The 15,734-nt window shown below is 70.3% G+C and carries 15 protein-coding genes; 9 read left to right on the top strand and 6 right to left on the bottom strand.

What is annotated here, in order from left to right:
* Positions 1-14 precede the first annotated feature (14 nt).
* The gene (locus tag OWM54_RS08545; protein ID WP_141330390.1) at positions 15-542 is read left to right on the top strand and encodes a ClpXP protease specificity-enhancing factor SspB; all 528 of its coding nucleotides are present in this window, start codon (positions 15-17) and stop codon (positions 540-542) included.
* A gap of 270 nt (positions 543-812) precedes the next feature.
* Here the strand turns inward: OWM54_RS08545 and OWM54_RS08540 are convergent, their stop codons facing one another.
* The 6 genes from OWM54_RS08540 to OWM54_RS08515 form a co-directional block, all read right to left on the bottom strand.
* Entirely contained in the window at positions 813-2,798 is a 1,986-nt protein-coding gene (locus OWM54_RS08540; protein WP_223748793.1) for a serine/threonine-protein kinase, read from the bottom strand.
* Between the two features lie 28 nt (positions 2,799-2,826).
* Positions 2,827-3,165 carry a DUF971 domain-containing protein gene (locus tag OWM54_RS08535; RefSeq protein ID WP_141330386.1) on the bottom strand — a complete coding sequence of 113 codons (339 nt, stop codon included), beginning with the start codon at positions 3,163-3,165 and terminating at the stop codon, positions 2,827-2,829.
* A gap of 72 nt (positions 3,166-3,237) precedes the next feature.
* Positions 3,238-4,947, bottom strand: a complete 1,710-nt coding sequence (locus OWM54_RS08530) for an HD domain-containing phosphohydrolase (protein WP_267697167.1) — start codon at positions 4,945-4,947, stop codon at positions 3,238-3,240.
* 19 nt (positions 4,948-4,966) lie between these two features.
* Complete coding sequence (locus OWM54_RS08525) at positions 4,967-5,860, bottom strand: peptidoglycan-binding protein LysM (RefSeq protein WP_141330382.1); 894 nt, start codon at positions 5,858-5,860, stop codon at positions 4,967-4,969.
* Positions 5,857-6,306, bottom strand: coding sequence for a FecR family protein (locus OWM54_RS08520; RefSeq protein WP_194869416.1), 450 nt, complete (start codon positions 6,304-6,306; stop codon positions 5,857-5,859). Before OWM54_RS08520 ends, OWM54_RS08525 begins: the two co-directional genes overlap by 4 nt.
* Before the next feature lie 36 nt (positions 6,307-6,342).
* Positions 6,343-7,146 carry a carbon-nitrogen hydrolase family protein gene (locus tag OWM54_RS08515; protein WP_267697166.1) on the bottom strand — a complete coding sequence of 268 codons (804 nt, stop codon included), beginning with the start codon at positions 7,144-7,146 and terminating at the stop codon, positions 6,343-6,345.
* A gap of 209 nt (positions 7,147-7,355) precedes the next feature.
* On the opposite strand from OWM54_RS08515, the gene rimP reads away from it, so the two are divergent.
* The 8 genes from rimP to rpsO all read left to right on the top strand — a co-directional run bounded on the left by rimP (position 7,356) and on the right by rpsO (position 15,707).
* Complete coding sequence (gene rimP, locus OWM54_RS08510) at positions 7,356-7,841, top strand: ribosome maturation factor RimP (RefSeq protein WP_046712241.1); 486 nt, start codon at positions 7,356-7,358, stop codon at positions 7,839-7,841.
* A 60-nt stretch (positions 7,842-7,901) separates the two neighbouring features.
* Entirely contained in the window at positions 7,902-9,602 is a 1,701-nt protein-coding gene (gene nusA / locus OWM54_RS08505) for a transcription termination factor NusA (protein ID WP_141330376.1), read from the top strand.
* An 80-nt stretch (positions 9,603-9,682) separates the two neighbouring features.
* Entirely contained in the window at positions 9,683-9,901 is a 219-nt protein-coding gene (locus tag OWM54_RS08500; protein ID WP_141330374.1) for a YlxR family protein, read from the top strand.
* 137 nt (positions 9,902-10,038) lie between these two features.
* Positions 10,039-13,236, top strand: a complete 3,198-nt coding sequence (gene infB, locus OWM54_RS08495; RefSeq protein ID WP_267697165.1) for a translation initiation factor IF-2 — start codon at positions 10,039-10,041, stop codon at positions 13,234-13,236.
* 111 nt (positions 13,237-13,347) lie between these two features.
* On the top strand, positions 13,348-13,965 hold the full coding sequence (locus tag OWM54_RS08490; RefSeq protein WP_267697164.1) for a DUF503 domain-containing protein: 618 nt from the start codon (positions 13,348-13,350) through the stop codon (positions 13,963-13,965).
* Entirely contained in the window at positions 13,962-14,321 is a 360-nt protein-coding gene (rbfA, locus tag OWM54_RS08485; RefSeq protein WP_046712244.1) for a 30S ribosome-binding factor RbfA, read from the top strand. The genes OWM54_RS08490 and rbfA overlap by 4 nt, the downstream gene beginning before the upstream one ends.
* 32 nt (positions 14,322-14,353) lie before the next feature.
* Entirely contained in the window at positions 14,354-15,226 is an 873-nt protein-coding gene (gene truB / locus OWM54_RS08480; protein ID WP_223748797.1) for a tRNA pseudouridine(55) synthase TruB, read from the top strand.
* Positions 15,227-15,437: 211 nt separating this feature from the next.
* Entirely contained in the window at positions 15,438-15,707 is a 270-nt protein-coding gene (gene rpsO / locus OWM54_RS08475; protein ID WP_044279503.1) for a 30S ribosomal protein S15, read from the top strand.
* Positions 15,708-15,734: the final 27 nt, after the last annotated feature.

The raw sequence follows: 15,734 nt of genomic DNA, 5'->3' as shown, positions 1-15,734 counted from the left end.
TTCGCCGTACACCGATGGACGACAAGAAGGATTTGGACAAGAAGGAGCGGCTGCTCGCCTCGCTGGACCAGGGGATGGTGATGATCCACCTGGACGCGCGCAGGCCCGGTGTGCTCGTTCCCGCTTCATTGCGAGGAGAGGCGCACCTGCGCCTCAACCTCTCGTATCGCTTCGACCCGCCGGACCTCACGGTGGGCGAGTGGGGCGTGCGCTGCACGCTGAGCTTCTCGGGGTCGCGGTTCAAGGTGGCGGTGCCGTGGTCGGCGCTGTTCGCCATCGCCAGCCACGTGACGAAGGAGTCGTGGATGTACATGGAGGACATGCCCCCGGAGCTGCTCCAGCAGCCGGCGGCGGCGCGTCCCCAGCCGCAGCCGGTGCCGGTGGCCTCGGAGCGTCCGCGCACCTTCCTGCGTGAGGTGCCCGCGGAGCCGGTGGCCGAGGAGGCCCCGGTCGCCGCGCCGCCGCCTCCGGAGGTGACTCCCGAGGGGCCGAAGGATGACTCTCCGCCGCCGCGTCGGGGGCACCTGCGTCTGGTGAAGTGACGACCGGAGGGGGCCACGTTCCAGGTGGCCCGCTTCGGACCCGGCTGCTTCCCTCGAAGTACGGACTCCTCCGCGCGCGACTCGACAGCAGCGGGGCCACACGTGCGGCTCACCGCTGCGGCGTTGCCTCAAGCCGCGAGAACTCACCTTCGAGTGCCGTGCCGCGAGCGGCCACCCGTGCGGTGTGCGGCTGACCGCTGAGCGTCACTTCGAGCCGCCCGCTCCTGCGTCCGAGGACCGTGCCTTGCGGCGGGCGGCCACCCATGTGGCTCACTTCTGGAGCGTCGCCTCGAGCCGCGCAGGCTCGCCTCCGGGGAAGGTGCCCTTCCACGGACGATAGCCCTTGAGCCGCACCTGCACGGCGACGGGGCCCTCGGGGTAGAGGTTGTCGAGCGCCAGCGGCGTCGTGCCCACCGGCTTGTCGCCAATCAACACCGTCGCGCCCGAGGGCTCGCTCGTGAGCATGAGCACGGGCGGCGGCATGGGGCGGTTGACGCTCGCCATGAGGCGATTCGCGACGGTGGTGCGGTGCGGCCACAGCCACACGCTGCCGCCCACGGCAAAGGCCACACCCATGAGCAGGACCAGGCGACGTCCCCAGCGCCGAGGCGCCGCGGAGGCGGGGACCTCATCCCAGGTGCTCTCGGGACGAGGAGCCCGCTCCTCGAGCTCCAGTGAATCACCTCGCGCCTGCGTCACGCTGGGCGCGGAGGGGCGACGAGGCGTGGCCTCGATGCTGTCCGCGAGTGACGAGGTGGTGCCCGCGCCGCTCGAAGCAGGCCCGGCACCGCGAGCATTCCTGGCAGGCGCGGCCGTCGCATTGCCCCCCCGGAGCGAGCCCGAAGGAGTGTCTCCGGGAGCCACCTGACGTGAGGTGGCCGAGGCGCCGGGTGTCAGAGGCCCGGCGCCATCCACGGCCGGGGCTTCATCGTCCGCGGCGAGTAAGGCCCCCTGAGGTGCGAAGGGAGATTCCACGGAGGTGTCGAAGGCCCCCGGAGTCGGCGGCGCGAGCCGCTCGGCACAGACGGAGCAGGGCGCGCGCGCCGCGGACAGGAGCGAGCCACACCGCACGCAGCGGTGCAGGAGCCGCCCGCTCGAACTCATCTCGATGCCTGCGGGCCCCGACGCCTCGTCCTCCCCAGCGTCCATCGCATCCAGCGCCCGCGAATCCTCATGTCCAGGCGGTGCCCCGGTTCCCGCCGATGCACCCTGAGCGAGCGCCTCCGCGAGGGGCCCCATGCGCGTCGGCGCCGAGTGCGCGGAAGGGTCGTTCGTGGCGGGGCGCAGGCTCGCGCTCGGACGCGACGGTGATGCACCACTCCTCGACCCCGCTCCTCCAGCCTTCTCCCTCAGCGTGGGAGGAGGTGGCAGGGCCTCGAGGAACGCGGTGAGTCCCTGCGCGCTCGCGGGTTCCCCCGTCTGCGCCAGCCACCTCGCGAGCACCTCACCGAGGGTCTCGGGCGTGGGGAAGCGGGCCTCGGGCGCGCGGGCGAGCATGCGCCGCACGATGTCCGCGAGGGACGCGGGAACCTCGGGAGGCAGCGGCGGCACGTCGCGCGACACGATGGCCAGCGCGACGGAGCCCCCCGACTCCGTGGTGGACGAGAACGGATGTGCGCCCGTGAGCAGCTCATGGAGCACGAGCCCCAGGGAGAACTGGTCACTCAACATGGTGGCGGGCTGGCCCTGGAGGACCTCGGGAGCGCTGTAGGCCTCCTTGCCCTTGAAGTGGCCGGGCGCGGTGTGGGACGCGCCGCTCAGCCGGGCGATGCCGAAGTCCGTCACCTTCACCTCACCCTCGCGGGACACGAGGATGTTGGACGGAGACACATCCCGGTGGGCCATGAGCAACGGCCGCCCCTCGTGGAGCTTGCGGTAGGCGTGGTGCAGCCCCGCGAGCACGTGGAGCGCGATGTGCGCGGCCAGGTGCGGCGGGAAGCGGCGCCCCAGCTTCGAGGTCTGGCGCAGCAGCACGCCCAGGTCCCACCCGTCCACCAGCTCCATCACCAGGAAGAGCCCCGAGGCGCTCTGGGCCACGTCGAACACGGTGGCGATGTTCTGGTGTTGCAACAGCGTGGCGAGTCGGGCCTCGGCCAGGAACATCCGCGCGATGTCGGGCTCCTGGGCCAGGTGGGGGAGGATGCGCTTGATGGCGACGGTGCGCTCGAAGCCCTCGGCGCCCTTCGCCACGCCGAGGAAGAGCTCCGCCATGCCGCCGGTGGCCAGGGGACTGACGAGCCGATAGCGTTCGTTCACGAGGAGTCGCTCCGGGCTCGTGGGCCCTTCAGGAGATGGGCTGCGTGACTTCTCGCAGGAGCTTCCAGGGGTAGATGCCGGTGGTGTGCCCGTCGCTGAAGTTGAACGCCAGCGCGTAGTTGCCCACCGGCTGCAGCTGCTTCACGCGCAGGTCCGCGGGCACCTTCGTCTGGTCCAGCGTGCGTTGGTTCGTCCACTCGTCCACGCAGGCCGCGCACGGGCACTGCTGGCGCAGCAGCTGCGCGGTGGCGGCGCTCCGGGCACCGTCATCCCACGTCAGCTCCAGGCGGGAGCCGTCCGGAGACAGGCGGGTGTCCGTCGCGGTGGCGGCGGGAGTCGAGGGCTTGATGCGGTCCCAGAAGCTCAACGTTGCACCTTTCAGAAGCTCAACAGCGGTGCGCCCTCCCTACCATCCTTCGGGCCTGGGGAGGCGCGGGACTCACGAGGCCAGCTTGACGGGCTGCCGGTGGCCCTCCAGCCGCACGCCCTTCTTGGCCAGCACCCGTCGCAGCGCGGCCACCACCTGCGGGTCCAGCTGCGCGCCGGTGAGGGTGTCCAGAATCTCCATCGCCTTCTCCAGCGGCATGGCCTTCTGGTAGGGACGCGTCGACGTGCAGGCGTCGAAGGTGTCCGCGCACCCGACGATGCGGGCGAGCAGGGGGATGTCGTCGCCCTTGAGCCGGTCCGGGTAGCCCGTGCCGTCCCAGCGCTCGTGGTGGTGGCGCACGCACGCGCGCACCGCGCCCAGGAAGCTCACCGGGCCGATGATGGCGTCGCCGATGGCCGGGTGCTCGCGCATGATGGCCATCTCCTGGTCCGTCAGCTTCGTCTGCTTGCAGAGGATGGACTCGACGATGCCAATCTTGCCGATGTCGTGGAGGATGCCGCCGTACTGGAGCTGGCGCAGCTCGCGCTCGGTGAGGTTGAGCTCCCGGCCAATCTCCACCGCCACGTCGCCCACCCGCTGGCTGTGACCGCGCGTGTACGCGTCCTTCGAGTCGATGGAGTTGGCCAGCGCGACGATGGTCTCCAGGTAGCCCTTCTCCAGGCTCTCGTAGAGGCCGCGGTTCTCCAGGTCGTACGCGAGCAGCTGCTTGCTCATGTAGTTGAACGTCTGGGCCAGCTCCCCGACTTCGTTCTTCTGGGTGATCTTCACCTCGACGCCGAACTTGCCGCGTGCCAGCTCCAGCGCGCCCTCGGTGAAGACCTTGAGCGGCCGGGTGAGCGTGCGCGAGAAGAGCGCCGCCAGCACCAGCGCCACCAGGATGGCCGCGCCCAGCCCCACGAGGATGCGCCGCTCCATCGTCTCCACCTGGTGATAGGCGTGCTCCACGGGTTGCTCGGAGATGATGGCCCAGCCCGTCTCCGGGAGCACCGTGTACGCGGCCACCACCGCGTCGCGCCCCTCGCCGAAGTTGCCCACGTGGAACAGCTCGGCGTCGGGCGTGGTGGCCAGCTGTTGCAGCAGGTGGGCCACGGGGCTTCGCTGCGAGACGTCTCCGCCCAGCGCGCCCACGCCGCCTCCGCCCACGATGAGGCGCCCGCGGCGGTCCGTCAGGTACGCGAAGCCGGTGCTGCCCACGCGCTCCTGCTCGAGCATCTGCCGCAGCCCCGACAGCGACAGGTCCGCGGAGATGAAGCCCTTGACCGGCTCCCCCACGGAGAAGGCCACCGTCACGAAGGGCCCGGCTCCATTCGGGGCCACGACGACGTCCGAGTAGCGCAAAGTCTCCATGCCGCTCTCGAGCAGCCCCCGGCCCCGCTCCTCGTGCGAGGCGAGCGCGGTGGGGGACACGTCATGCCGAGAGAAGGCCTGCAGCCCGGGCAGCCGCTTGCCGTCCGGACCGAAGACGGTGATGGCCAGCACCTCGCGGCGCTGTGAGAGCACCGCTCCCAGGTGCATCTGCTGCGCCTCGGTGGGCAGCGAGAAGAAGTTCGGCACGCGGGCCAGGCCCAGCACCGCGTCGGTGGGCTCGCCCAGGAAGTTCTCGGCCTTGAGCCGCAGCTGCTTGACGCGCTCCTGCGCCAGCTCCTGGGCGTCGCGCACCAGCAGCTCGCGCGTATGGGAGACGGAGAGCCAGCCCACCATGAGGGTCGGGACGATGCTGACCACCAGCATCAAGAGGAGCATGGCTTTGAACAGGCGCACGGCGCGACTCCTCCAGCAACTACTCCCACGGCCCCGAACGGACCCTGACGGAGATGTTCTCGACCAGTTCGAACCGCCGCGCCCCGGAGGGCTCCGACCGGCCCGAGGCGCTCACGGCTCTCACCGTCCACCGATACCGTCCCGCCGGCAGCCGCGGCAGCTTCAGCTCGGCCACGGTGGAGGACAGGGTGAGCACGTTGGCGCCCGGCGCCTCCCGCGACACCTCGACCTCATAACGCTCGACGCCCGGCTGCGCCGCCCAGGAGAGCTTCACGGGCCCCAGGCCCACGCCCTTCGTGTCCGCCGGGTATTCGAGCCGCGCGCCCTCCGCGGGCTTCTCGGGCTGGGGCACGCTCGGCGGAGGGAGGGAAGGCGGACGCCCCTTCTCCACGAGCACCGTCTCGCCGGGGGCGACGGGGAGGGTGACGCCCTCGGCCTCCACGCGCACCGGTGGGCCCCGGGTGACGCTGACGGTGGTGGTGCCCGCGTCGGGCTCCACCTGGACGCTGAAGGTGGAGGGCTGGGGCGCATGCCGCTGCGCCACCAGCGTGCCCGCGGCGTTGGCCGCCTCGGAGGCCTGCGCGTAACGCGCGGTGCGGAAGTGCACCTCCGCCTCCTTCAGACGGGTCTCCGCCTCCGCCGGTCCACCCGCGCTCCGGGCCCGGGCCACCAGCGTGCGCGCCGTCTCCAGCGCCTTGAGCGCCAGCGCCCGCTCCTGACCGGGCAGCTTCAGCCGCGTGCCGGGGGAGACCGCATCCGAGGACAGCGCGTTGAGCGCGCGCAGCTCCGCGGTGGCGCTCGCGTCTCCCAGGGCGCGCTCGGCCACGTCGCGCAGCGACTCCTGGGGCCCCACCACGGTGGTGTCGGGAGGCGCGGCGCACAGCCACGCGAACAGGAGCAGGGTCGTCCTCATTGGAAGACAATCTCCCTTCCCGCCTGGATGGTGGCCCCGGGCGTGGTGACGGATATCGAGTGCTCGGCGGGCTTCGGCAGCTCCGTGTCGATTCGGCCGCGCAGCACCGTGAGGTCCGTGCGCGAGCGCCCCGGCCTGGGCCGCGTCTCCGCGATGCCGATGAGCGAGTCGCCGCCCAGGTGCACCGTGCTGCCGTTGGCCGTGAAGACCAGGTCCGCGCCCGCGCCCGCCTCGGTGCGGACCTTGTCGTTCTCGAACAGGGGCACGCCGTCGCTGGCGGTGCTCCACTCGTCGGCCGTGGCGCGCTTGAGCTGGACGTTGCCCTTCAGTCCCCGCAGGTGAGCGCGCGGCACGGGCGCCGGCGCGAGCGTCGCCGCGGGCATGGCGGGCGCGTCCTCGGCGGTGCAGCCGAGCGGTGAAGCCGGGAGCGCGAGCACGAGCAGCATGGGGAGCCAGGGTCGACCATTCACGAGAATCCCAGGCTAATCCAATCGGCGGTGTCGCAGGCAGGGCAGGTCGCGTCGGATTCGCGCCAGGAGCTCCGGGTCGACCGGCGCCACGGCCAGTCCCTCGCCCTCCGAGGCGCGCGCCGTCACCAACCCCCACGGGTCCACCACCATGGCGTGGCCATACGTGAGCCGCTGCGCCGAGTGTCGGCCTCCCTGGGCGGGCGCCAGCACGTACGCCTGGTTCTCGATGGCCCGGGCTCGCAGCAGCACCTCCCAGTGGTCCTTCCCGGTCATCATCGTGAAGGCCGCCGGGACGGCCAGCAGCGTCGCCCCGTCCTTGGACAGCCGCCGGTAGAGTTCCGGGAACCGTAGGTCGTAGCAGATGGACATCCCCAGCCGGCCCACCGGGGTATCCGCCGCGACCACCTCCGTCCCCGGCGCCACCGCCGCGGACTCCTGGTAGGTCGCACCGTCACCCACCTCCACGTCGAACAGGTGCATCTTGCGGTAGACGCCCAGCCGCTCACCCTCCGGGCCGAACAGGACGCTGGTGTTGTAGAGCCGACCGCCAGGGGCTCCGGCCTCCAGGACGCTGCCGGACAGGAGCGTCACGCGCAGCTCCCGGGCCAGCTGGGCCATGCGGGACAGGGTGGGGCCCTCGAGCGTCTCGGCGGCGCCGGGGCGCTCGGCCTCGGGACCCATCCAGGCGAAGTTCTCTGGCAGGCCCACCAGCCGGGCGCCCAGCTCACTGGCCCGTCGGACCAGCCGGGTGGCGACTTCCAGGTTGTGGGCCTTGTCGGCGGTGGACACCATCTGGGCGGCGGCGATGAGGTGCATGGGCCCGTTATAACGCCCGTGCCGGGCGCGGAACCCCTGGGAATTCCTGGCCCTGTTGGGCAGGTTTCAAGGGGCCCTAGAGGGAGCGTCCTTCCTTTACACCCCTCTGGGGGGTGTGTTACGGACGCGCCCGACATTTTTCGATGTGCACCTCGAAAAGTGGGCCGCCGTGCCCGCTTTTCGCGTTTTTGGAGTCTGGTTTCCCGGTTATGTCGGAGAAGAACCTCAAGCAGACGGTGGAGGAGCGGGCGAGCGCGGTGCTCGACCCCATCGTTGCGGGCGAGGGCCTGGAGCTCGTGGACCTGGAGTTCGTCCGGGAACGCGAAGGGTGGGTGCTGCGGCTCTTCATCGACAAGCCAGGGGGACGGGTGGGACTGGACGAGTGCAGTCAGGTTTCCCGCGCGGTGGACCCCATGCTGGACGTGGAGGACTTCATTCCCCACGAGTACAGCCTGGAGGTCTCCAGCCCTGGTGTGGACCGGCCGCTGAAGAAGCCGGCGCACTTCGAGCGGGTGGTCGGTCAGCGGGTGAAGGTGAAGACCTTCGGACCGTTGGGCGAGCCGCCGCGCAAGAACTTCGCCGGCAAGCTGGCCGGGGTGGCGGGCGACGGCATCTCGGTGGAGGTGGAAGGCGCCGGAACCTTCCACATCCTCTTCAAGGACATCGCGAAGGCGAACCTGGAGTTCGAGTTCTAGACGTCGACATACAGGGCACCCTGCCGCGCGGGGGGCCCGTGGCCCATTCAGGAGAAGACCATGCCCACGCAGCAAGCCAACCCGAGCGTCAACCTCAACCTCGTCCTGGACCAGGTCGCCAAGGACAAGGGCATCGACCGGGCTGTGCTGATTGCCACCCTCGAGGATGCGATGAAGACCGCGGCCAAGAAGCACTTTGGCCAGGACCGCAACCTCGAGGCCAAGTACGACCCCGAGAAGGGCGTGGTGGAGCTGTTCCAGGCCATCACCGTGGTGGAGGAGATCACCGACCCCGTGCAGGCGGTGAACCAGATCACCCTCGGTGAGTCCCACAAGAAGGGCATGGAGGTGGAGCCCGGCGACGAGCTCGTCTTCCAGATCTTCTACCGGGACGAGGACGCCAACGAGGCCAAGGCCCAGGACGACCAGTACGGCGACATCCTGCGCCTGAAGACCTTCCGCCGCGGCTTCGGCCGCATCGCGGCGCAGACGGCCAAGCAGGTCATCCTGCAGCGCACCCGCGACGCCGAGCGCGAGAACGTCTTCAACGAGTACAAGGACCGCAAGAACGAGATCGTCACCGGCATCGCCCGCCGGTTCGAGCGCGGCAACATCATCGTGGACCTGGGCCGCGCCGAGGCCGTCCTGCCGGTGCGCGAGCAGGTCCCGCGTGAGACGTACCGCCCGGGCGACCGCGTCCAGGCCTACGTGCTGGACGTGCTGCGTGAGTCCAAGGGCCCGCAGATCGTCCTGTCGCGCGCGTCCGTGAACCTGCTCACCAAGCTGTTCGAGATGGAGGTGCCCGAAATCGCCGAGGGCATCGTCGTCATCGAGGCCGCCGCGCGCGAGCCGGGTGGCCGCGCGAAGATCGCCGTCTCCAGCCGGGACTCGGACGTGGACCCGGTGGGCGCATGCGTGGGCATGAAGGGCAGCCGCGTGCAGGCGGTGGTGCAGGAGCTGCGCGGGGAGAAGATCGACATCGTTCCGTACGACGAGGACCCGGCGCGCTTCGTGTGCTCGGCCCTGGCCCCCGCGGAGGTCAGCCGCGTCATCATCGACGAGGCCAACCACGCCATGGAGCTCATCGTCCCGGACGACCAGCTCAGCCTGGCCATCGGCCGGCGCGGCCAGAACGTGCGCCTGGCGGCCCAGCTGACGGGCTGGAAGCTGGACATCAACAGCGAGAGCCGCGTGCGGGAGATGCGCGAGTTCGCCAACCGCTCGCTGGGCGCGCTGCCGGGCGTCAACGAGATGCTGGTGGAGACGCTCTACGCGCACGGCTTCCGCCAGGCCCGCGACGTGGCCGAGGCCAACGCCGAGGTGCTGGCGCAGATCCCCGGCGTGGACCCCGCCCGCATCCCCTCCATGCAGGAGGCCGCCCGGAAGCGGATGGTCGAAGACCAGGCGGAGCTGTCCCGCATGGATTATGAAAGGGAGCAGGCCCGCATCGCCGAGGCGCGCCGCCACCCCGACGAGCTGAACCAGTCCGAGCGGATGGCGCGCGTGCGCGGCGTTGGCGAGAAGACCATCGAGCAGCTGCAGTCGTCCGGCTATCGCACGGTGGAGGACATCGCCAACGAGAAGGACCTCGCGAAGCTGGGCGACGTCCCGGGTGTGGGCATCAAGAAGGCCCGCCAGCTCAAGAGCGCGGCGGAGAACTACCTTGTGGAGGAGGCCAAGCTGCGCGCGGAGCTGAACGCCGAGCGCGGTATTTCGGCGGCGACCCTGGACGGTGGCGCGGAAGCCACCAAGTCGCCGTAAGCTAGAAGAGGAGAGGGGACGTGGGGCGCCCGACTGGCCGCTCGGAGCCAGCAGCAAGCGCGGAGTCAGGCCCGGTCCGGATGTGCGTCGGATGCGGGTCCAAGCGACCGCAAGCAGAGCTCACCCGGTTCGTGGTAGGCCCCGGGGGCGCCATCGTGGTGGACAGGGAGCGGCGGCTGCCCGGACGGGGCGCCTACCTGTGCGGTGTCGGTTGCATGACGGCAGCGCTGAAGCGGAAGGCGTTTGCAAGAGCCTTTCGCGGGAAGGCGGGGTTGTTAGACCCGTCGCAGCTCGGGTAGGCAGAGCAGCCTGCGCCATGAGGGCGGAGGGGTGTTGGGGGGGAGTGGGTGTTAAGGACCACTCGCACACATTTTCGGGTTTGAGCTAGGGTGCTGCGCCCCGGAGTCGCCGGGTGTGGCAGGCCAACAAGGGCAATATGTCGAAGAAGCGCGTCCACGAAATCGCCAAGGAGCTCAAGGGCCACGGCATTGAGCTCGACAACAAGGAGGTCGTAAACGAGCTGTCCGCGCTCGGGTACGACGTCAAGAGCCATTCGTCCTCCCTCGATGACGACCAGGCGACCGCCGCCGTCCAGAAGATCCTGGACAAGCGCAAGCCGAAGCAGGCCGCGCCCCCCGTGACGGCGAAGGGGTTCGTGGTGCGCCGCAAGGTGGGCCCCCCCGCCGGCGCGTCGGGAGACGCGGGCATGGAGTCCCAGTCGGCTGACGCCGGGTACGAAGGTGTGCCCGAGTCCCTGCCGCCCGAGGCTCCGCCCCAGGCCCCAAGCCACACCATCGAAGCGGCCCCGCCGACCGTCGAGGAGCCCCCTCGCCACGTCGAGCCGCCCGCGCCCGCCGTCGAGTCGGCCCCCGCCCCCGTGGCGGAGGCGGCTCCCGTCGCCGCCGCGCCCGTGACTCCGCCCGCCTCCACGGTGGCCGAGCCGCCCGCGCCCGTCGCATCCCCTGTCACAGCCGAGGCTCCCAATGCCCCGGTCGAGGCGCCTCGTGCGCCTGTCGCCCCTCCGGCTGCCGCCGCGCAGCCTCGTCCCCCTTCTCAGGAGAGTACCCACTTGCCCCAACCCCCTCCGCGCTCGCCGGTTCCGCCGACTGTCCGGACGCCTTCCTCCCCGTCTTCGTCCGCGACCGTCGTGTCCCGAGGCCCCGCGCCGGGCTACGGGCAGCGGAGCGGTCCTCCGGGCAATCGCCCGGGTGGGCCCGGTGGTCCGAGTGGACGTCCCGGGGGGCCGGGCGGTCCGGGTGGACGTCCCGGCGGCCCGGGCGGTCCCGGTGGTGGGCGTCCGGGTGGTCCCGGCGGTCCGGGGGGGCGTCCCGGTGGCCCCGGTGGTCGTCCGAGCTATCCGTCGTATCAGGGCCAGGGCGCGCGTCCCGGCCAGGGTCCGGTGCGTCCCAGCACGTCTCCGACGGCGCAGGCCTCGGCCGGCGGCACCGCCGCGCCGCAGGGTCCCACCATCATGGTGGGCGGTGTTCCCCACGCGCAGGTGACCCCCACGGGTGGCCAGGCGCGGCCCACGGCCACGCAGGCCGTCGTCATCTCGCGCCCGCTCATCCAGGTGCGGCGCGTGACGCCCACCGCGGGTCAGGCCAAGCAGTACCCCATGGCGCCGGGCCGCGCGGGCATCCCCGAGCGGCGTGAGTACAAGGTGGTCCCGGACCACCTGGGCCGTGGCCGCGAACTGGTGGACGTCTCCAAGAACAAGGAGCGGGGCCAGCGCAAGCGCACCAGTGGCGATACGACCAGCGTGTCCAAGCAGGAACTGACGGACATGGTCTGGGGCCGCGTCACCATCCCCATCCGTGGCAAGAAGCGCAAGCCCACGAAGAAGGGCGCCAAGACGCAGATCACCCAGATGGCCGAGGAGAAGAAGGTCATCAAGCTGCAGGAGGGCATCTCGGTGTCCGACCTGGGCCAGCGCATGGGTGTGCGCACCGCGGAGATCATCAAGAAGCTGATGGGCCAGGGGAAGATGGCCACGGCGAACCAGATGGTGGACGCTGACACCGCCGAAATCCTCGCCACCGACTACGGGTGGAAGGTCGAGCGCGTGGGCTTCGAGGTGGAGGACTACCTGCCCGAGGTGGAGGCCCGTCCCGAGGACGAGCGTCCGCGTCCGCCGGTCGTCACCATCATGGGCCACGTCGACCACGGCAAGACGAGCCTCCTGGACGCCATCCGCAGCGCCAACGTGGCGTCGGGCGAGGCGGGCGGCATCACCCAGCACATCGGCGCGTACAGCATCACCACCGCGCGCGGTGACGTCACCTTCCTGGATACCCCGGGTCACGAGGCCTTCACGTCCATGCGCGCCCGCGGCGCCAACGTGACGGACATCGTGGTGCTGGTGGTGGCCGCCGACGACGGCGTGATGCCGCAGACGGTGGAGGCCATCAAGCACGCGAAGGCGGCCGAGGTGCCCATCGTCGTCGCCATCAACAAGATGGACGTGCCGGGCGCCAACCCGGACCGCGTGAAGAAGGACCTGGCCAACCACGAGCTCACCCCGGAAGAGTGGGGCGGCGACACCATCATGGTGCCCGTGTCGGCCAAGACGAAGCAGAACCTGGACCTGCTGCTGGAGAACCTGGCGCTGCAGGCCGAGGTCCTCGAGCTCACGTCCAACCCGAACCGTCCGTCGGTCGGCGCCATCATCGAGGCCAAGCTGGACCGCGGCCGTGGCCCGGTGGCCACGGTGCTGGTGCAGGAGGGCACGCTCAAGCTGGGTGACGCCGTCGTCACCGGCTCGCACTACGGCCGTGTCCGCGCGATGAACAACAGCCGCGGCGAGCAGGTGAAGGAAGTCAAGCCGGGCTACTGCGCGGAGGTCATCGGCCTGTCCGGTGTCCCCAGCGCGGGCGACGCCATCAACGTGGTGGCGGACGAGAAGGCGGCCAAGCAGATCGCCGAGCACCGCAACATGAAGGAGCGGCAGACCGAGCTGTCCAAGGTCAGCCGCGAGTCCCTGGAGCAGCTGTTCGCCAAGACGAAGGCGGGCGGTGGCCCCAAGGAGCTGCGCGTCGTCATCAAGGCGGACGTGCAGGGCTCGGCGGAGGCCGTCAAGCAGGCCGTCCAGAAGCTGTCCACGCACAAGGTCAAGGTGGAGATCGTCCACACGGGCGTGGGCGCCATCACCGAGGGCGACGTGATGCGCGCGGCCGCCTCCAAGGGCGTGGTGCTCGGCTTCAACGTGCACCCGGAGTCCGGCGCGGAGGCCGCGGCCAAGGCGCAGGAAGTCACCCTGCAGAGCTACTCCATCATCTACGAGCTCATCGACGGGGTGCGCACACAGATGGAGGGCCTGCTGGAGCCCATCCGCACGGAGAAGAAGCTGGGCCGCGCGGAGGTCCGCAACACCTTCAACGTCCCCCGCCTGGGCACCATCGCCGGCGCGGCGGTGCTGGATGGTGTGATGAAGCGCGGCGCCTTCGTGCGCCTCATGCGCGAGAACAAGCAGCTGTTCTCCGGCAAGATGGCGTCGCTGCGGCGCTTCAAGGACGACGTCAAGGAGGTCGCGCAGGGCTTCGAGTGCGGTATCGGCATCGAGAGCTTCAACGACCTCAAGGCCGGCGACATCATCGAGGCCTACGAGATCGAGGAGACCCGGCAGAGCCTCACCTAGTCGTCGCTCGACCGAGTCCTCTTCGCCTCCGGGAAGGCCCCACCTTCCCGGAATGGTTTCGCCCGGGAGACCTCGCGACTTCGCGGGGTCTTCCGAGGCCGGGGGATTGGCATGTTCGTGGGTGTCGCACGTCTGACCCTCCAGATTCCGGAGAGCGGCTCGCTGAAGTCGAAGCGGCAGGTGCTCCGCCGGGTGATGGACCGGGTGAAGGCCCGCTTCAACGTGGCCATGGCGGAGGTGGAGGACCAGGACCTCTGGCAGAAGGCCACGCTCGCTCTCTCGGTGGTGGGCAACGAGCGCCGCCACGTGGACGAGCAGCTCGAGAAGGTCATCCACTTCATCGAGGAGATGTACGTCGCCCCGCTGATGTCGCGGGAGACGGAGATACTCGCCTTCGGAGACCAGCTCTTCGCGGGAGGCCCTTCGCAGGCATCCTTGCTCGGGGCGAAGTCCGCGCGGCAGGTGTTGGACGAGGAGGACGAGGCGCTGTCTCCGGAGGAGGCGGCGGCCGAGTCGGAGGCGGCGATTGCCCGCTTCCTCAGGGGTGAGCGGGCTTCGTTGGCGGAAGCCGAGGGGTTGGGAGATTGGGAGCGCCGTCATGACGGCGACAACGACGGTGGCCCCGGTACGGGCCGCCCGTCTCCGTCGGGCGGTGGACGGATGACGCTGGACGAGGCACGGGCTCGCGCCCGCGCCCTGCGCAACCCGCGAGACTGGGAGAAGAAATGACGACGCATTCCCGACCCGAGCGAGTGGGGCAGGAGATCCAGGCGGCGCTGGGGGCCTTGCTGGCCCGTGGCGAGCTGCGGGACCCCCGCATCGGCTTCATCACGATTACCGGCGTGAAGGTCTCCCCCGACCTGCGCGTGGCCCGTGTCTTCTATTCGATGATGGGCACGGCCGAGGAGCGCTCCGAGACGCAGAAGGGGCTGGAGGCGGCCAAGGGCTTCGTGCGCCGCGCCGTCACCGAGGCCGTCAACCTGCGGGTGTCGCCCGAGGTCTTCTTCTCCTTCGACGAGTCTGTCGGCGAGGGCGACAAGATCGACCGTCTGCTGCGCGAGGTCCGGAGCAAGGAAGGCTGGTAGTTCTGGCGCCAGCCCCACAATATTGAGCGGACATGGACGGCGTCCTCGTCATTGACAAGCCCACTGGCCCCACGTCCTTCGACGTGGTGCGACAGGTGCGCTCGCTGCTCAAGCTGAAGAAGGTGGGCCACACGGGGACCCTGGACCCCATGGCCACCGGGGTGCTTCCCCTGTGTCTGGGGGAGGCCACCAAGGTGGCGGGCTTCATCACCGAGGGCGACAAGGCCTACGACGCCACGGTGCGCCTGGGCGCGGAGACGGACACCCAGGACGCTGAAGGGCAGGTGACGGCCCGGGCGCCGGTGCCCGCGCTGACGCCCGCGCTGCTGGAGGCCGCGCTCGCGCGCTTCCGGGGGCCCTTCGAGCAGGTGCCGCCCATGTATTCGGCGGTGAAGGTGGCCGGCAAGCGCCTGTACGAGCTGGCCCGCGCGGGTGAAGAGGTGGAGCGCGCCGCCCGCCAGGTGACGGTGTACGAGCTGGTGCTGCGCGACTTCTCCGCGGACCGGCTCCACCTGTCCGTGCGCTGCTCCAAGGGCTTCTTCGTGCGCACCCTGGCGTTCGACCTGGGCCGCGCGCTGGGCTGCGGGGCGCACCTGGAAGCGCTGCGTCGCACCTCCAGCGGGCCTTTCACGCTGGCGCGGGCGCTGCCCCTGACGGACGTGGCGTCCCTGGCGAAGGAGGGCCTCCTGGCCCCGCGGCTGGTGTCGCTCTCCGACGCGCTGGTGGACATGCCCGAGGTGCGGGTGAACGCGGACGAGGCGCGCCGCGTCTCCCACGGTGTCCCGGTGGAGGTCCCCGCCTCGCTCAAGCCCGGCCGCGTGCGGGTGATGGGACCGGACGGCGCGCTGCTCGCCGTGGCCGAGGGCGTGGGCGGGCGGCTGCGCTACCTGCGGGTGCTCGTCTAGGCGCCCCTTTGCCCCGGGTTGTGCGTCTTCTCACGCTCCCAGGCCTGGGGGGCGCACGGGCAGGCGTCCAAGGTTGACCCTGGGTAGGGCGAAGCTTATAAGCCCCCCGCTCGTTAGAAGCATGAGCATGAGACCCGGTCTGTACCCCTCCGCGGACCTGGGTGACTCAAGTGGTATCCACGCCGGAGCGGGACAGAAGGACGAGAATCACATGTCGCTGCATCAGGAGCGCAAGTCGGAGCTGGTGACGAAGTTCAGGACCCACGAGTCTGACACCGGGTCCCCCGAGGTGCAGGTGGCGCTGCTGTCCGAGCGCATCAACATGCTCACCGAGCACTTCAAGACGCACAAGAAGGACCACCACTCCCGCCGCGGTCTGCTGAAGCTGGTCGGTCAGCGTCGTCGGCTTCTGGACTACCTGAAGTCGAAGGACGTCACCCGGTACAAGAAGCTCATCGAGGGCCTCGGCATCCGCAAGTAGGCATCTCGGCAGCAAACGGGGCGCTGG

This window comes from Myxococcus sp. MISCRS1 (assembly GCF_026626605.1).
GTDB classification, from domain to species: Bacteria; Myxococcota; Myxococcia; order Myxococcales; family Myxococcaceae; genus Myxococcus; species Myxococcus fulvus.
The sequence above is the reverse complement of the archived record's forward strand: the minus strand, read 5'-3'. Positions and strand labels throughout refer to the sequence as shown.